The organism is Segniliparus rotundus DSM 44985, from assembly GCF_000092825.1.
GTDB classification, from domain to species: Bacteria; Actinomycetota; Actinomycetes; order Mycobacteriales; family Mycobacteriaceae; genus Segniliparus; species Segniliparus rotundus.
This window is the reverse complement of the sequence record NC_014168.1, coordinates 2,549,563-2,564,234: the sequence shown is the minus strand read 5'-3', so window position 1 is coordinate 2,564,234 and position 14,672 is coordinate 2,549,563. Positions and strand designations below refer to the sequence as shown.

Sequence of the window (14,672 nt, the reverse complement as noted above, 5' to 3'; positions counted from 1 at the left end):
AGAAGTGTTCTCCCAAACGCAACCCCACTTGGCGTCATATAGCGGTCGCCATGAAGGAGGAAAGTAACCATGCTGATTTCTCAGCGCCCTGTGCTCACCGAGGAAGTGGTGGGCGAGTACCGGTCCCGGTTCGTCATCGAGCCGTTAGAGCCCGGCTTCGGCTACACGCTCGGCAACTCCCTGCGGCGCACTCTGCTGTCGTCAATTCCGGGAGCGGCTGTGACCAGCATCCGCATTGACGGCGTGCTGCACGAGTTCACCACCATCGCCGGTGTGAAAGAAGACGTGACCGAGATCGTTCTGAACGTGAAGGGGCTTGAGGTCTCCTCCGTCGAGGACGAGCCCGCGACGCTCTACCTGCGCAAGCAGGGCCCCGGCCCCGTGACCGCCGCTGACATCGTGGCGCCTGCTGGTGTGACGATCACCAAACCCGAGACGCACATCGCGACGCTCAACGACAAGGGCAAGTTGGAGATGGAGCTCGTCGTCGAACGTGGCCGAGGCTACGTTCCGGCCGTGCAGAACAAGGACTCCGGCGCCGAGATCGGCCGGATTCCTGTGGACTCGATCTACTCCCCCGTGCTCAAGGTGACTTACCAAGTGGAGGCCACTCGTGTCGAGCAGCGCACAGACTTCGACCGGCTCATCCTGGACGTGGAGACAAAGAGTTCCATCACCCCCCGCGATGCCGTCGCCTCTGCTGGCAAGACGCTGGTGGAGTTGTTCGGCCTCGCTCGGGAGCTGAACCTCGCTGCCGAGGGGATCGAGATCGGCTCGGTCGCCGCTGCCACGAATAACATCGCCTCGCTCGGGCTGCCGATCGAGGACCTGCATCTCACGGTGCGCTCGTACAACTGCTTGAAGCGTGAAGGCGTGCACACCATCGGCGAACTTGTGGCCCGCTCTGAGTCCGACCTCTTGGACATCCGTAACTTCGGCCAGAAGTCCATTGACGAGGTCAAACTCAAGCTCTACACCCTCGGGCTCGCTCTGAAAGACAGCCCCGCGAACTTCGACCCCTCCAATATCGACTTCGACGAAGACGGCGCATGGGACGGGGACGATGACCAAGACACCGAAGATCTGGACGGCGAGGACTTCGCCGAGACGGAAGACCTGTAAAGGACGCGCACACCATGCCAAAACCAGCTCGCGGCCCGCGCCTTGGCGGGTCCGCTTCACACGAGAAGTCGATACTGGCCAACCTTGCCACTGCTCTCTTCGCCCACGGTCGCATCACAACGACCGAAGCGCGCGCGCGGCGGCTGCGCCCGTTCGCGGAAAAGATCGTGACCCATGCCAAACATGGCACGTTGGCCCATCGCCGCGAGGTGCTCAAGGTCATCCGCGACAAGGGCGTTGTCCATCAGCTCTTCGCCGAGATCGGTCCGTTCTACAGCGACCGCGAGGGCGGTTACACGCGGATCGTGAAGACCGAGCCGCGCAAGGGCGACAACGCTCCGATGGCGGTCATCGAGTTGCTTCGCGAGAAGACAGCAACCAGTGAGGCCGACCGGGCCCGCCGTGTTTCTTCCTCGAAGCCGAGCGCTGAGAAGCCGAAAGCTGAGGAGCCGAAAGCTGAGGCTCCGGCTGAAGAGACTGCGGCAGAAGCCGAGCAGGCTGGCTGAACTGGGTAGTTTTCCACGAGAAGTCCCGTTGCGCGTCAACTATGACGCGCAACGGGACTTTTCTATGAGCCCGAGTTCTCGGGACACGCTTCGGTTGCGCCTCGACGTGGCCTATGACGGGACGGAGTTCTCGGGGTGGGCGCGTCAGCCGGGCAGGCGCACCGTGGCCGGGGTGATCGAAGAAGCTTTGAGCACGCTTTTGCAGAGCTCGGCTCAGCTCACAGTCGCGGGACGGACGGACGCCGGCGTGCACGCCACGGGCCAAGTCGCCCATGTGGATGTGCGCGCTGATCTCGTTTCAGGGCGCCTGCCACCGGAAAAGCTTGTGCGCAAACTCGCCCGTATGCTCCCGACCGACGTGCGCGTGCTGTCGGCGCAAAAAGTGTCAGCGCAGTTCGACGCTCGATTCTCGGCGCTGCGCAGGCACTACCGGTATCACATCACCCGGTCGGTGTACGGCGCTGACCCGCTGCGCGCCCGTGAGGTTGTGCCATGGGCCAGGCCGCTCGACTTCGATGTGTTGAACGCGGCGTCTTCGGCCCTCGTCGGACTCCACGACTTCGCGGCGTTCTGCCGACCACGCCCTGGGGCCACAACAATCCGCGAGCTCCAGCGATTCGAATGGGCCGAGTCAGGTGTGCTCATCACCGCCTCGATCACTGCTGACGCGTTCTGTTGGTCGATGTGCCGTTCTCTCGTGGGGGCGGTGACCGCGGTCGCGGAGGGCAGGCGAGACCTCGCCTGGATCAGGAGCCTGCTCACGGCTTCCTCCCGTGCCAGCGAGATCACAGTCGCACCAGCGCATGGGCTTTGTCTGGTGGGCGTCGATTACCCCGAAGAGTCGGCATGGGGGATCAGGAACGAGCAGACCCGCGATATTCGGACCTCGGATTCTTCCTAAACGTCCGGGTATTTCTCGCGAGAGAAGTTGCTGTCGTCATGGATCGTGGCGTTGAACTCGTCCACGATGTCGTTGAATTTGATGAGCGCCGCGCGAGCCGCGTCAGCGCATGTCTTCGCGACAAGCGCGCCGACTTCGGGGCCGGACAAGTTGGAGATCTTATGGTTGAGCGAAAGGGAGAGGAGCTTGCCCATGCCGTCCACCTCCGCAGTGCACGCCTCGTCCTCCGAGGTGTGCTTGACGCGAATGCTCTTCAGCTCTGACTCTGTGGCGTACATTTTCTCAAGCCGAGCCTTCGCCAGACGGATGACCTCATTGACGTCGACGCCGAACTGGGGCATGAAGTCTTCCGGGGTCGCCCATTTGCGTGGCTGAGGCGCAGGAGGTTTCTGCGGCTCGGTCATACTTTTCTCAACCACGTCTCGGGGACCTCTTCCTCGTCGAAGCTCAGGATGGCCTCCTCTCGGGCCAGCTGGTCTTTCGTCGGGTAGCCGAGCTCGTCCAAGTCCCGTTTGGACCAAGTGTCGGATTGTTCGGCTTCAAGGATCGAGCGGTACTGGTGTTGCGCCCTCCGGGTGGCGAGATGGTTCAAGCGCATGATCTCTTGGGCCAAGGCGTCAGGGCTGAGCCGTTTGATTTCGCTGGTCTCGATGTGCACGGACAAGGGCAGGCCTGACACTGACGACCTGACTGAAATTGCCCCGTTGAGCGATGAAGCTAAGGACAACGTGCCCTCCTTTTCAGTTGTCTCATGATCCTCTTTGCATCCCTCTTCGCGCTACAAGCTTGCAGTGCACGTCGTTGTGGCGAGCGTTGTTTCTCTCGTGAGCATAACACCAAATCGGACGAGGAAGAGCACGAATCGGGGGAGCCCTTTTGCCGTGGGAACGCGCTTGCGGCCGGTCATTGCTCCCGCAACTGCGCTCCTGTCTCAACCGCCCCCGTGGAGCGGGTAGTATAGGCGGCGGCCTTCGCGCGCCTGGTTCGGCCGGGCGCAACGGGCGCCGCTCCGAAGGCGGAAAACTGAGGACGTAGTAAAGAATGGAAACGGAATGCTACTGGCGGGAAATCCGGCTGGTTCGCTGTTCCAGGCGGATTCGCCCGATGGGGCGCAACGCTGGCCAGCAGCGCCAGCCCGTGCGGAGCAGCGTTCTTCCTCCTGCAGTCGAGAAGCGTTTGGGGGCGAGTAGTTGACTGAGAGCAAGCCAGACAAGGACGGCCAGCAATGGCCTGGGGCTTCACAGTGGCCGCAGGATGGGCAGGCCGCCTGGCCGGACGCCGCTCAGGCGGCGTGGCCGCAGGCCGGGCAACAACCGGCGTGGCAGGACCCCGGCCACGAGCAGCCGGGACCTGCGCAAGCGGAGACGCCGGCGCATCCCCAGCCTGGAGCCGGGCAAGCGTGGCCCGCTGCCCCGTCGGCAGGGGCTTGGCCGTCTCCAGAGCAGCAAGCACCGGCGGCATGGGGACAAGGCCCGACCGCGGTTCCCGCTCAGGCCCCGCAGCCCTCGCCGTATGCGTTTCCTGGTCAGCCGCAGCCGGCTCACGACCCGGCGCAGCAGGGCTATCATCCGCAGGGTTACCCGCAGCAGGGCCACGACTTGGGCCAGGGGTACCCGCAGCAGGGCGGCTGGGAGCAGCACGGCTACGACCCGGCGCAGCAGGGCTATCATCCGCAGGGTTACCCGCAGCAGGGCCACGACTTGGGCCAGGGGTACCCGCAGCAGGGCGGCTGGGAGCAGCACGGCTACGACCCGGCCCAGCAGGGCGGTTGGGAACAGCACGGATACGACCCCGCGCAGCAAGGCGGTTGGGAACAGCAGGCCGCTCCCCAAGGCGGTGAATTCCAGGGCTTCGAACAAGGCGGAGGGTTCGGGCCGGAGTTCAACACGGGTGTCTGGCAGCACGACGACTTCGATCCCATGTCGCCTTCTGTCGACAATCTGAACTTGATGAGTTCGCCGAGCAACCGGGGCCCTGGCATCGGCCGGCGGCTTCGGGATGCTTTAGGCAGGCAAGGGCCGCGCGATGACCTGCAATACCGCACACTTGTCAATCGCATCAACCAGCCGATCCAAGGCGACTACCGGATTGCGATCCTTTCCCTGAAGGGCGGAGTGGGCAAGACGACGACCACGGTGGGCCTCGGCTCCACCTTCGCTTCGCTCCGAGGCGACCGTGTCATCGCCGTGGACGCGAACCCCGACCTTGGCACTTTGGGCTCTCGAATTCCTCGCCAGAGCAACTCGACAGTGCGAGACTTGCTCGTCGACACCTCGATCTATCGGTATTCGGACGTTCGCGCGCACACTTCGCAATCGTCGAGCCGGCTGGAGGTTTTGGCCAGCGAGCGCGATCCTGCGATCTCTGAGGCCTTCAGCGAGCGGGACTACCGCGGCGTGATTAAAATTCTCCAGCGTTTCTACAACGTCATTCTGACCGACTGCGGCACCGGCCTCATGCACTCGGCGATGAAGGGAGTCCTCGACCTCGCCCATTCGCTTGTGCTGGTGACCTCGCCGGCGCTCGACGGAGCCCGCAGCGCAGGGGCCACGTTGGACTGGCTGCTCCACCACGGCTATGACCAGCTCGTGGCCCGCACCGTGGTGGTGGTCAGCTCGTCACGACCGGGTTCTCCAACGCTGGATCTCAATCAGCTTCGCCAGCACTTCCTGGTTCGTTGCCGCGCAGTGCAGATCATTCCGTTCGACGACCACTTGTCCGAGGGGGCCGAAGTCGAACTCGACCAGCTGCACCGAAGCACTCGCCGATCCTTCGTCGAACTCGCGGCGCTCATCGCTGATGATTTCCCGATGGCGATGAGCCGGCAGCAAAGAAGCCAATACTGACTTTCCACGGTTCGCCCCGTCGGCGAGCTCAGGGTGTTCGTGTCATGGCCGCACGGTGAGCGTCTGCAGCGCCGTCTCGCAGTCTGCGCCCCTCGCATTGTTGCGACACCCGATTGAGACCAGCAGTTTGCTGTCGTGATGCGCTGCGACGTATAGAAACCAGCTCGCGTTGCGCTCAGGTTGGTCGTACGAGTTGAAAAAATTCTTGCCGTGCGCCACCCCGAACTGCAGGTTCGTGAACTGGCCGGAGCTCTGGGCTATTTGCGGCTGCAAGTTTTCGCCAACGGATTGCAGCGTGGCCTGGGGGTCGACGGCCTCGTAGCTGACGGCGATCTCCGTGCACGGATCGTTTGCGCTGTGGAAGAAAAGCGGGGCGGAACGGAACGCGCGGCCTTCTGCGGAGCCCTGTCTGGGCGGAGAGCAGGCGCTGGCGTTCGTTTGCGCCCAACCTGCGGGCAGCTGAAAGCTCAACAGGACCGCGCCGTTCGAGCCGGGGTCTGGAACGTCCACCTGCTCGGTTGCGTCCTGAGCGCCGCCCCGCGCAGGCATGGGTGTGCTTGCGGCGCTCGGCGTGATGGCCTTGCCCGCCTCTGCGGGCTTCTGCGCTTGGCCGTTTTGCGCTTGCTGCACGGATCCGCTGGCGCTGAAGAACCAAGCGGCTGCGCCAATGACGAGGACGAGGACGAGCCCTGCGGCGGCGCCGATCCACACGGCTGGTCGCAGCGCGCGCGCTGGCTCGGAGAACGCGGAGTCAAGCGGCGCGGAGCCGACTGGCAAGTGAGGCGTCGAGGAGCCCTGCTCCCTCGGCGGCAGCGGTTTCGTCAATGGCAAACCACCAGGCTCCGGGTTTTGCTGTTCTGCCGCAGGGGGCAGTGGCGGGATGTACGGGGCCTTGCTGTACTGCGGCTGCGTGATCCGCGGCGGGACCGCGAGCGGTTGGTGCGGCAGAGGTCCCGATTGCGCGGAAGGCGAGGGGGGCGGGCCGCCGGGCTTGGCCCCCGGCGCCGACGGCGGGGTCTGAGGTCTCGTCAAGGAGGCTGGCGCGATCGCGGGCGCGGCTGCGATGCGCGTGGCTGGCTGCTGCGCCGACTCTCCGGCCGTAGGGGCGGAGACTGCCGTTGCCAGGCCGCGGAGCACAGCGTCGCGAGGCGCCACGACGATTCGGTCGAAAGCCGGGTCGTTCTCGTGGATCTGCGCGACAATCGCTTCCGCGAGCCGGGGCGGGGCGTCGGTGATCAAGCTCTCCAAAGCTTTGGAGCAATCGCTTTTCCCGGTGTTTCCTTGAAGGACGTCGGAGAGTTCCCCGGCGACTTCGATCCCCATCTCGGTCAGCGAGACCCCCATCTGCGCGGAGAGTCTGCGACTCTCCAACTGTGTCCAGATTCCGGCCTGGTTCTGCAACAAGGAGATGTCCACCGAGCTCGCCTGGGCCTCGATAACGGCGACAACCCGTCCAGAGGGCTCCGCCAATGATCTGGCGAGGGCGACCGAGCGGGGGAGCAGGGAGCATCGTGCGCCGAGCCGTTCAGCGCATGACCGCAGGAATTCGGTGCGCGGGCTCCCCCAAGCGCTTGGATGTCCGACCAGGACCTCGGGGTCGTCATGGACGACTTTGGCGGGCAACGCCGGAGCCAGCAATCTTGTCAGCAAGTCGCCGACCGCGTGGGGACGGTTGTTCAGCAGGATGTGCGGCGCATCGACCAAGGTCGGGAGCAGCCGCACCCCGGCGAGCGGATTCGCGCTCAATGACCGGGCGATCGGCTCGCCCGCGACGATCTGGTTCGGGTCGCAGCTGCTCGCGTCCAAATAGCCGACAGCTGTCGGCCATTCGACCACTGAGCCGCCCTGCACCGCCCGCACGACGCTCTCGGTGAGATCGATGAGGACCACGTCGCCAGGGGGCGTCCCGCCGCCACGCGCGGCGTTTGCTCGAGATGCGTTCATGCCGCTCCTCCCTGATTCGTCGGCCCCTCGGCGCGGTCGCGCCGGTTCGTGGTCGGCGTTTTTCGGATTCCAATGCTCGTCCTCGCTGCATCGTAGCATGTCACCCCTGTTTCACCGGCTCAAACCGGGGCGCTCAAAAATGCTTGCGAGTATTTGGTTGCGTGCGAGGAGCGAACCGTATACAGTGTTGCTCAGCGGGTCGTGAGGCCAGCGCGAGTCATAATTAAGGACAGGTAATTAAGACAGTCAGCGTTGACTGAAGAGCAAGGCGTTCAGCCCATCTTCTCGAAGCGTTAACGCAGGGGTACAGCCTATCAGTAGAAGGGGGCATTCCTTAATGTCAGGAAAAATGAGTTCCAGCGCGGACACCATGGTCCAGCACGCGGTGCAGACCCAGGCCATGGCCGCGCAGCTCGCCGGGGTCAGCGCGTTCGACCCGTCCATGTTCCAGGCGCCGATGATGGCGGGCCTCGGCCCGGTCGGGGCTCCGTTCGCCGCCTCGTTCATGGCTGCATTGACGAATCACGTTGCCAACGCTGCCGAGCAGGTCGCCGCGCTCGAGGCCCACGGCGCCGCGGTGCAGGCGTCCTCGCAAGCCTATTCCGACACCGAAGGCGATAGTTCGGACGCCTTCGACAGCGTGATCTGAGGCGCTTGACCCATGGTGAATTCGAATCACTCCTTTTTCGACGGCGGGGTCATCGGGTCTGGACCTGACGACCTCCTTGGCGACGAGGAGTACAGCCCTTGGAATGACACCGGCAGCAGTGCTGCCGGTCCGGCCCATTTGTCCGCGCCGCCCGATGTGATCGGCGCAGAGCCGCAGCAAAGCCATGAAGCCGTTCCTGTCGCTGGCGACCCCGCTTCCAGCGCGGCGGACATCGGGGCCAATGCCTCGAGCTCGGCCGAGAAGGTCGGCGACGTCATGAGCGGTCTGCACGGCGACCGGACGAGAGACGGCGCCGGCGCCGGTGATGAGAAGGACGAAAAGAAAGAAGCCGACGCTCCGGTCTCGGACATCAACAACGCGGTCGGCGCTCCTCCCGCGTCGAATTTCGACCCGATGGGACTGCTCCAGCCATTGATGCAGATCGGGCAGATGTTCGGCCAGGCCCCGCAGCAGATGATGCAGCCCATGCAGCAGATGATGCAGCCCATGCAGCAGATGATGCAGCAGCTCCCGCAGCAGATGCAGTCGCTCATGGGCCAGACCGGGCAGGGATGGCAGGGTTCCGCCGCCGACTCGGCGATGGGCCACATGGGGAAGCTGTCCGAAACCGCTCAGTCGAACGGTCAGGACGTCGCTGAACTCAGCCAGACCGCAGGCGAGGCGGCGCAGAGTTCTGAAGAGGCGATCAAAAAGCAGCAAGAGGCGATGCAAAAGGGCCAGGAGGGCAACAAGCAGGCGCAAGAAGGCGCGCAGAACATGAACCCGGCGCAAATGGTGCATGGCGTGGGGAAGGTGACCGATGCGACGGGCGAAGGTACCGCCAACTTGGCGAAGCATACCAGCGATATGACTTCGCTTGCTGCAAAAGCCTCCGAAAAAGCCATGCCAAAGGAGCCGCCGGACATCAGCAAACTCCTGGGTCCGCTGCAAAGCATGATGCAAATGCCGATGCAAATGCTTCAGCAGGCGCCGCAAATGCTGCAGGGCCTTGGCCAAATGCCACAGCAGATGATGCAGCAAGGCATGCAGATGATGCAGGGATTCGCGCAAATGGCCGGAAAGGGCGGCGCGGGCGGTCCCGCAGGAGCAGAGCTCGGCGACGCGCTCAAAGACGGCGGCAAACTGGAAGGCGCCATCGACTCGACCGCGAACATCGGCGGGCTCGGCGGTGGCGGGGCAGGACTTGGCGGCGGTGGCGCAGGAGGTCACGAGCGGACGCTTTCGGCCGCCCCAGGCAGCGCCAACAGCGGCGGAGCAACCAGTTCCGGCAGCGCTCTGGGCGGTGTCGGCGGCGGTTCGAGCAGCTCCGGCGGGCCTTCGCTCAGCACGCGTCCCGCTGGCATGGGCGGTTCCGGCGGCGGCATGGGCATGATGCCCGCCCATCAAGGCGGGGGCGAGAGCAAGGGCGGCTCCAAGGTGCCGGACTACCTCAAGGGCTCTGTCATGGGGCAGAACCAGATCGGCGACATACCGCAAGTCTCCCCGTCGGTCCTCGGAGCTCCGCATGAGGGCGACGGGGAAGCTGTCCACGGTTAAACCCGGCGCGCGGTGGGCAGAAAGTGTTACTATGAACCTTGAGGCCGGGGGTTTCCCCCGTCCAAGGATAACTACACAGTTCGTGGGGTGCTCGCTGGTGAGCATTCTGCCAGTTCAGACTAGGGCGAGGCAAGCGGTTCACGGGGTTCAAAAATATTTCTAAATTTTTTTTGGATGATAGGGAACCAACGAAGCCCGGCGTGCGTCTAACTGAAGGAGAACGCCAAGAGGGCAAGGTCAGAGGGCCAGCCGAAGGGCGACGACCGACAGGGACGCTCGTGAGCAACGAGACCCGATCCGGCTCAAGCGACAGATCGCGGCAGCCGGATCCGCACTGACAGTTGAACACAGCGCGAGCGACAATGGTGTCACCGCGAAAGTGATAGCTAAATATGCTTTCTGCGCCCGTGGAGGCTCAGACTGCCGCAACCATTGAAAGGCACCAACTTATGTTCGTGAACGTCGAACCCGAGGCAATCTCCGCAGCTGCCGCCACTCTTGAAGGCCTTAGCATGAAACTCCAGGCAATGGTCGCGGCAGCGTCGCCTGCTCTCCAGATGATCCCTCCCGCTGGCTACGAGGACGTCTCCGTCTTCGCGTCCGCGCAGCACATGTTCAACTCGGACAACTTCCTGATGATGGCCGAGCAGTCCATCCTCGAGCTTCAGCGGCTCATCATCGCCCTGAACGAGCACGCCATGGAATACACTGCGCAGGACGCTGGCAACGCTGCTGTCTTCGGCGTTTGAGCTGCATGGGAGAAACGGATATCAAGAAGTGAGGAGGTGACGTAAATGGCTCTTATGGATGCAACCGGCCTTCTGCCAGAATGGCTCCGCGCGTTGTTCGACGGCAACTATGCGAAAAGTGTCCCTATGACGACCGCAAGCATGGCTTGGGTCCAAATGGGCGAGCAGCTCGAAGAAATGAGCGCAGAGTTCATTTCCGTGCTGTCCTTCCTCGAATCGGCTTGGCAAGGAACTGCGGCAATGGCGGCGGTCACCAAGTCCATGCCCTACGCGTTGTGGATGGCCACAGCGGGTATGGAGTGCGCGGCGAACGGCCTGATGGCCGGGACGCAGGCGGTGAACTACGAGACTGGCGATGGCGACATCCCGCAGCTCGAAGAAATCGTCGCGACCCGCACGGCCCTTTTGAACTCTTACGCTGCGAACGCGGCCGCTTGGGGCATGCTCTCCGGGTTGGTCGCCGCGTGCGAGGAGGAGATGGAGCGCTGCACATTCCAGACCATGTCGGGGTTTTCCGCGTACGACGCCGCCACCCAGGGCACTTCGGTGCAGTTCGACTTCACCCCGTCGCCGCTCATCACCTCCATCGGATTCCAGAGCGAAGCGATGTTCGCCGCCTCGATGGCTGAAACGATGGCGCGAGCTGCGGCTGGTGTCGCGTCGCAGGCCGTGGTCGATGCGATTCTGGCGGAGGCGACCGCTCAAGCAGCGGCGGAATTGGCCATGACTCCGGTGCGGATGATAACCCCTTTCGCGGCTGACGCAATGGGTTTGCTCAACATGGCGCAGGGCAACGAGCACGCGGGCCTCAGTGAGCGGATTCACCAGGATCTCGCGCATTCGCAGGAGAAGAAGGCCGAAGCCAAAGGCCACGACGGGATGAACATGGGCCAGCAGGTCATGCAGATCGGCCAACAGGTGGGCCAAGGCGTGATGCAGGGTGTTCAGCAGATGCAGCAAATGGGCCAGCAGGCCGTCCAGCAAGGCGGCCAGGTCGTGCAGCAGGGCGTGCAGCAGGGCCAGCAGATCGGTCAGCAAATCATGCAAATGGCCAGCCAGCACGGCGGCGGCCACGCTGCTTCGAGTTTTGCGAACCCTGCGTTGACCGGTCAATACGCGAGCGGTTACTCCAGCGGTTTCGGTGGGGCGATGACCTCTCCGATGGGCTCTGGGTCCGCGTCGGGCATCCGAGTTCCTTCGGGTTGGGGCGGTTCCGCCCCCTCCCTCGGCCTCGGCGCTCCTGCCATGACTGGCATGAAATTGGACGCTGGTTCAACGCGTGGAGCTCTTTCCACTCAGGCAGCTGCTGGCAGCAGCCTCAGCGGCGGCGGTTCTGGCAGCGGTATGGGCGGCGGCGTGCAAGGCGTCGCTCAAGCCGCCGCGCGGAAACAAACTCAGGAAGAACTTGACGAAGAACAAGATCGTCAATATCAAATTCCTGATCAGTTTGCCGATGGACGTGTCGTCACCCCTCCGGTGATCGGCGCCTCTGAAAAGGCGAGAGCCTAGTCGGAGCAGAGAAATAAAGAGAGATTTCTGTTGACGAAATCGATGCAATTTGCTAACCGTTTTTCAACAGATACGCCGAAAATTAAAACCGGCGCAAAAGGGTATACAGAATGGTGCGACAATGTGTCCCGATCTTAAAATCGGGGGTACCAATGAGATTCAGTGCTCATAACTACAGGACACAAAGAGAATACAAGACGGTCAGGCTTGAAGCTAATCCGGCGGAGAGCATCCCGACCTTTTATTTCCGAATTATTTGGAGGAAACAAAAATGGCAGCAGTGAATCTGCAGGACGCGTCGATCCTGAGCGCAGCGGCTTCTTCTTTCGAGGAGCATCACCAGCAATACAACGCGTTGAACAGCCAGCTCGATGGCCTCGTGAGCGACGCGCAGGGCCAGTGGCGCGGCCAGGCCGCGGCTTCGTTCGCCCAGTCCGCCACCCGTTGGCATGAGGCCAGCCAGGCCATCGCCCAGATCCTGAACGACATCCAGGAGAACCTGCACAGCTCTGGCGTGGACTACAACCGTGTTGAGGAAGAGCAAGCCGCCGCCCTCAACCTGAACCTGTGACCTCGGTTCCTCGTAAAAACGGGTACTCGCAAACACAGTTTTCAATAAACAGTTCACTATTCAACACAGGCATTTAAGTAGATTGGGAAAATAAAAATGGGTGACATTTCTTACGACTTCGCTCACATTCAGGAGCTCTCCACGCAGATCCAGAGCGTTTCGCAGCAGATCGAGAGCCTCTTGGGCGAACTGAGCAGCGAAGTCGCCAAGCTGGCCGCTGGCTGGGAAGGCGAGGCCCAGGAGACCTGGCACGCGCTTCAGACCAAGTGGAACCAGGAAGCTGACGACCTCAAGACCACCCTGCACGACCTCAGCTCGAAGGTCGGCCAGGCTGGCGAGTCCATGCAGCACGCCGAGTCTTCGATCACCAGCAAGTTCTCGATGTAATTGCTCGCAAGGCCGAGTGTGCCCCGTCCCGCAATGCGGGACGGGGCACACTCGTTTCCAGGGCTCGTGACGATGCCTCCCCTCTTGACCGGGATAAGGGATTGGGTACGATGGGCACACGCGCAGGACACTCTGTGACGGCAGTGGGGTCGGGCGACCGGAGTCTGCAAAGACCAAGTAGAAAAGATCGGCGGGGCGAACTTCGGGCGCCAGCGAAGATCAAGGTAGAAAGAAGGCTGAGGGAGTGGCGGACGAAGAGGGATCCACTTCGGGCGGGATTCGCAGTTACGCGCGAAATCTCACGACTCGAAGCCAGGTCAATGGTTACCGCTTTCTGCTCAGCCGTATGGACCATGCCATCGTCCGGCGCGACATCCGCATGCTCCACGATCCGATGCGGTCCCAGTACCGGTCTCTGCTCGTCGGCCTCGTCTTCGGCATCCTTGTTCTCGCAGGTTGCGGCATATGGGCGTATTTCAGCCCGAACCGACTCATCAAGCAGGAACAGGACACGTTTATTTTCGGGCACGACTCCGGGGCCCGGTACGTCATGGTCAACGGGAAGCTGCACCCAGTGCTCAACGCAGTGTCCGCGTGGTTAATCATCGGGAAGAAGACGCCGCCGGTGTCGGTGAAAGAGACTGAGCTCGGCAAGTTCTCCCGAGGGCCTCTGGTCGGCATCGTGGGGGCCCCGGACTCGGTCATGCCCAGTCCGCCGACGAAGTCCGAGTGGTCGGTCTGCGACACCACGATGGTGGGCATCGGGTCGAGGGCGCAGCAGGAAAACCCCCCGAGGTCCACGAAAATCCCTGAGTACCCGGAAGGAAGCATCGAGCTCTCGATCGTCGAGGGCGCGGCGCGGGGTTCGGTTTTGCCAGCAGACTCGGCCTTCTTAGTGGCCTACAACAACAAGAACTATCTGGTCTACGGGGATGGCAAGCGAGCTGAGATCGATCTGGACCCGCAGGTGGCGGCGAACAACGCGGTCATGTCCGCGTATCAGCTGACCGAATACCGCAAACAGGACGTCACGAAGCAAAAGCGTTTCCCGAGACAGATCAGCGACGGGCTGTTCAACTCCCTGGAAGAGCTGCCCCCGATCGTCCCTCCGGCCATTCCACACCGTGGCGACCCCCCGCCTGCCGCGCTGGGAGTCAGTAATATTTTGGTGGGCACAGTGGTGAAGTCCAGGGGCACCAACGGCGAGGAACAGTTCTACGTCATCGAGTCCACTGGCTACCAGTCGATCACCAAGGCGATGGCCGACCTCATTCGGAACTCCAGCGATCAAATCGGCACCGACATCAAAGTGTTGCAGCCCAGTGAGCTGAACCGCCTGCAAACCGCCCACGAGCTCGACATCGACTGGTACCCGCCGGTTCCTCCGAAGATCCTCGACCCGAAATCTTCCCAGGTGATCTGCTACAACTGGTCGAAGTCCAAGGGCGACGCGCAGAGCAAGGCGCGCCTGTTCCTCGGCACCAAAGTCCCGGTTCCGGCGAACGGCGATCCCGTTGAGCTGGCCTCGGCGGACGGCGGCGAGACAGTCGACTCCCAAGGGGTGCACCACAACAACGGCATCGACAAGGTCTACCTGCAACCCGGCACGGGCTTTTTCGCGCAGGGAGTCGGGGTCGCGCCCAACAACGAGAAACACGGCAGCATCTTCTACGTCGCGGACACGGGTGTTCGGTTCGGCATCCAGAACCTCTCCGACGCGTCTGCGCTCGGCCTGCCCGCGTCAAGCGCCGGAGACGGCTCGGTGGGCCTGCCCGTCCCCTGGAGCATCCTTGGCAAGCTGCCCCAGGGGCCGACCCTGTCCCGGGGGGACGCGCTCGTCGAACTCGACTCCGCCGCGCCCGGAAACTACCCAGCCCCCCTGTTCGTGCCGCAGCAAAGCCCGAAACAAGGCGGATGACAACGCCGATGTG

14 protein-coding genes are annotated in these 14,672 nt (G+C 63.0%); 11 read left to right on the top strand and 3 right to left on the bottom strand.

The features are described from left to right. The first annotated feature begins 69 nt into the window (after positions 1-69). The 3 genes from SROT_RS12535 (at position 70) to truA (ending at position 2,529) form a co-directional block, all read left to right on the top strand. Positions 70-1,122, top strand: a complete 1,053-nt coding sequence (locus SROT_RS12535) for a DNA-directed RNA polymerase subunit alpha (RefSeq protein WP_013139393.1) — start codon at positions 70-72, stop codon at positions 1,120-1,122. Positions 1,123-1,136: 14 nt separating this feature from the next. Continuing rightward, on the top strand, positions 1,137-1,628 hold the full coding sequence (gene rplQ / locus SROT_RS12530; RefSeq protein WP_013139392.1) for a 50S ribosomal protein L17: 492 nt from the start codon (positions 1,137-1,139) through the stop codon (positions 1,626-1,628). A 64-nt stretch (positions 1,629-1,692) separates the two neighbouring features. Further along, positions 1,693-2,529, top strand: a complete 837-nt coding sequence (gene truA / locus SROT_RS12525; RefSeq protein ID WP_013139391.1) for a tRNA pseudouridine(38-40) synthase TruA — start codon at positions 1,693-1,695, stop codon at positions 2,527-2,529. Here truA and SROT_RS12520 read toward each other — a convergent pair. Both SROT_RS12520 and SROT_RS12515 read right to left on the bottom strand, forming a co-directional pair. Next, entirely contained in the window at positions 2,526-2,933 is a 408-nt protein-coding gene (locus tag SROT_RS12520) for a YbaB/EbfC family nucleoid-associated protein (RefSeq protein WP_013139390.1), read from the bottom strand. The genes truA and SROT_RS12520 overlap by 4 nt on opposite strands. Next, positions 2,930-3,187: a hypothetical protein gene (locus tag SROT_RS12515; protein ID WP_425358199.1), complete on the bottom strand. Its 258-nt coding sequence runs from the start codon at positions 3,185-3,187 to the stop codon at positions 2,930-2,932. Before SROT_RS12515 ends, SROT_RS12520 begins: the two co-directional genes overlap by 4 nt. A 532-nt stretch (positions 3,188-3,719) precedes the next feature. On the opposite strand from SROT_RS12515, the gene SROT_RS17175 reads away from it, so the two are divergent. Further along, positions 3,720-5,375: a MinD/ParA family ATP-binding protein gene (locus tag SROT_RS17175; protein WP_013139388.1), complete on the top strand. Its 1,656-nt coding sequence runs from the start codon at positions 3,720-3,722 to the stop codon at positions 5,373-5,375. 42 nt (positions 5,376-5,417) lie between these two features. On the opposite strand, the gene SROT_RS12505 is transcribed toward SROT_RS17175, so the two are convergent. Beyond that, positions 5,418-7,319, bottom strand: a complete 1,902-nt coding sequence (locus SROT_RS12505) for a hypothetical protein (RefSeq protein ID WP_013139387.1) — start codon at positions 7,317-7,319, stop codon at positions 5,418-5,420. 349 nt (positions 7,320-7,668) lie between these two features. On the opposite strand from SROT_RS12505, the gene SROT_RS12500 reads away from it, so the two are divergent. The 7 genes from SROT_RS12500 (at position 7,669) to eccB (ending at position 14,659) form a co-directional block, all read left to right on the top strand. Continuing rightward, positions 7,669-7,968, top strand: a complete 300-nt coding sequence (locus tag SROT_RS12500) for a type VII secretion target (protein WP_245535298.1) — start codon at positions 7,669-7,671, stop codon at positions 7,966-7,968. 12 nt (positions 7,969-7,980) lie between these two features. Beyond that, positions 7,981-9,525, top strand: coding sequence for a hypothetical protein (locus SROT_RS12495; RefSeq protein ID WP_013139385.1), 1,545 nt, complete (start codon positions 7,981-7,983; stop codon positions 9,523-9,525). Positions 9,526-9,917: 392 nt separating this feature from the next. Then, on the top strand, positions 9,918-10,274 hold the full coding sequence (locus SROT_RS12490) for a PE family protein (RefSeq protein ID WP_342626117.1): 357 nt from the start codon (positions 9,918-9,920) through the stop codon (positions 10,272-10,274). 45 nt (positions 10,275-10,319) lie between these two features. Then, positions 10,320-11,783, top strand: a complete 1,464-nt coding sequence (locus SROT_RS12485) for a PPE domain-containing protein (protein ID WP_013139383.1) — start codon at positions 10,320-10,322, stop codon at positions 11,781-11,783. A gap of 271 nt (positions 11,784-12,054) precedes the next feature. Beyond that, positions 12,055-12,354: a WXG100 family type VII secretion target gene (locus SROT_RS12480; RefSeq protein ID WP_013139382.1), complete on the top strand. Its 300-nt coding sequence runs from the start codon at positions 12,055-12,057 to the stop codon at positions 12,352-12,354. A gap of 96 nt (positions 12,355-12,450) precedes the next feature. Next, positions 12,451-12,741, top strand: a complete 291-nt coding sequence (locus tag SROT_RS12475; protein WP_013139381.1) for a WXG100 family type VII secretion target — start codon at positions 12,451-12,453, stop codon at positions 12,739-12,741. Between the two features lie 244 nt (positions 12,742-12,985). After that, positions 12,986-14,659, top strand: coding sequence for a type VII secretion protein EccB (eccB, locus tag SROT_RS12470; protein ID WP_013139380.1), 1,674 nt, complete (start codon positions 12,986-12,988; stop codon positions 14,657-14,659). Positions 14,660-14,672: the final 13 nt, after the last annotated feature.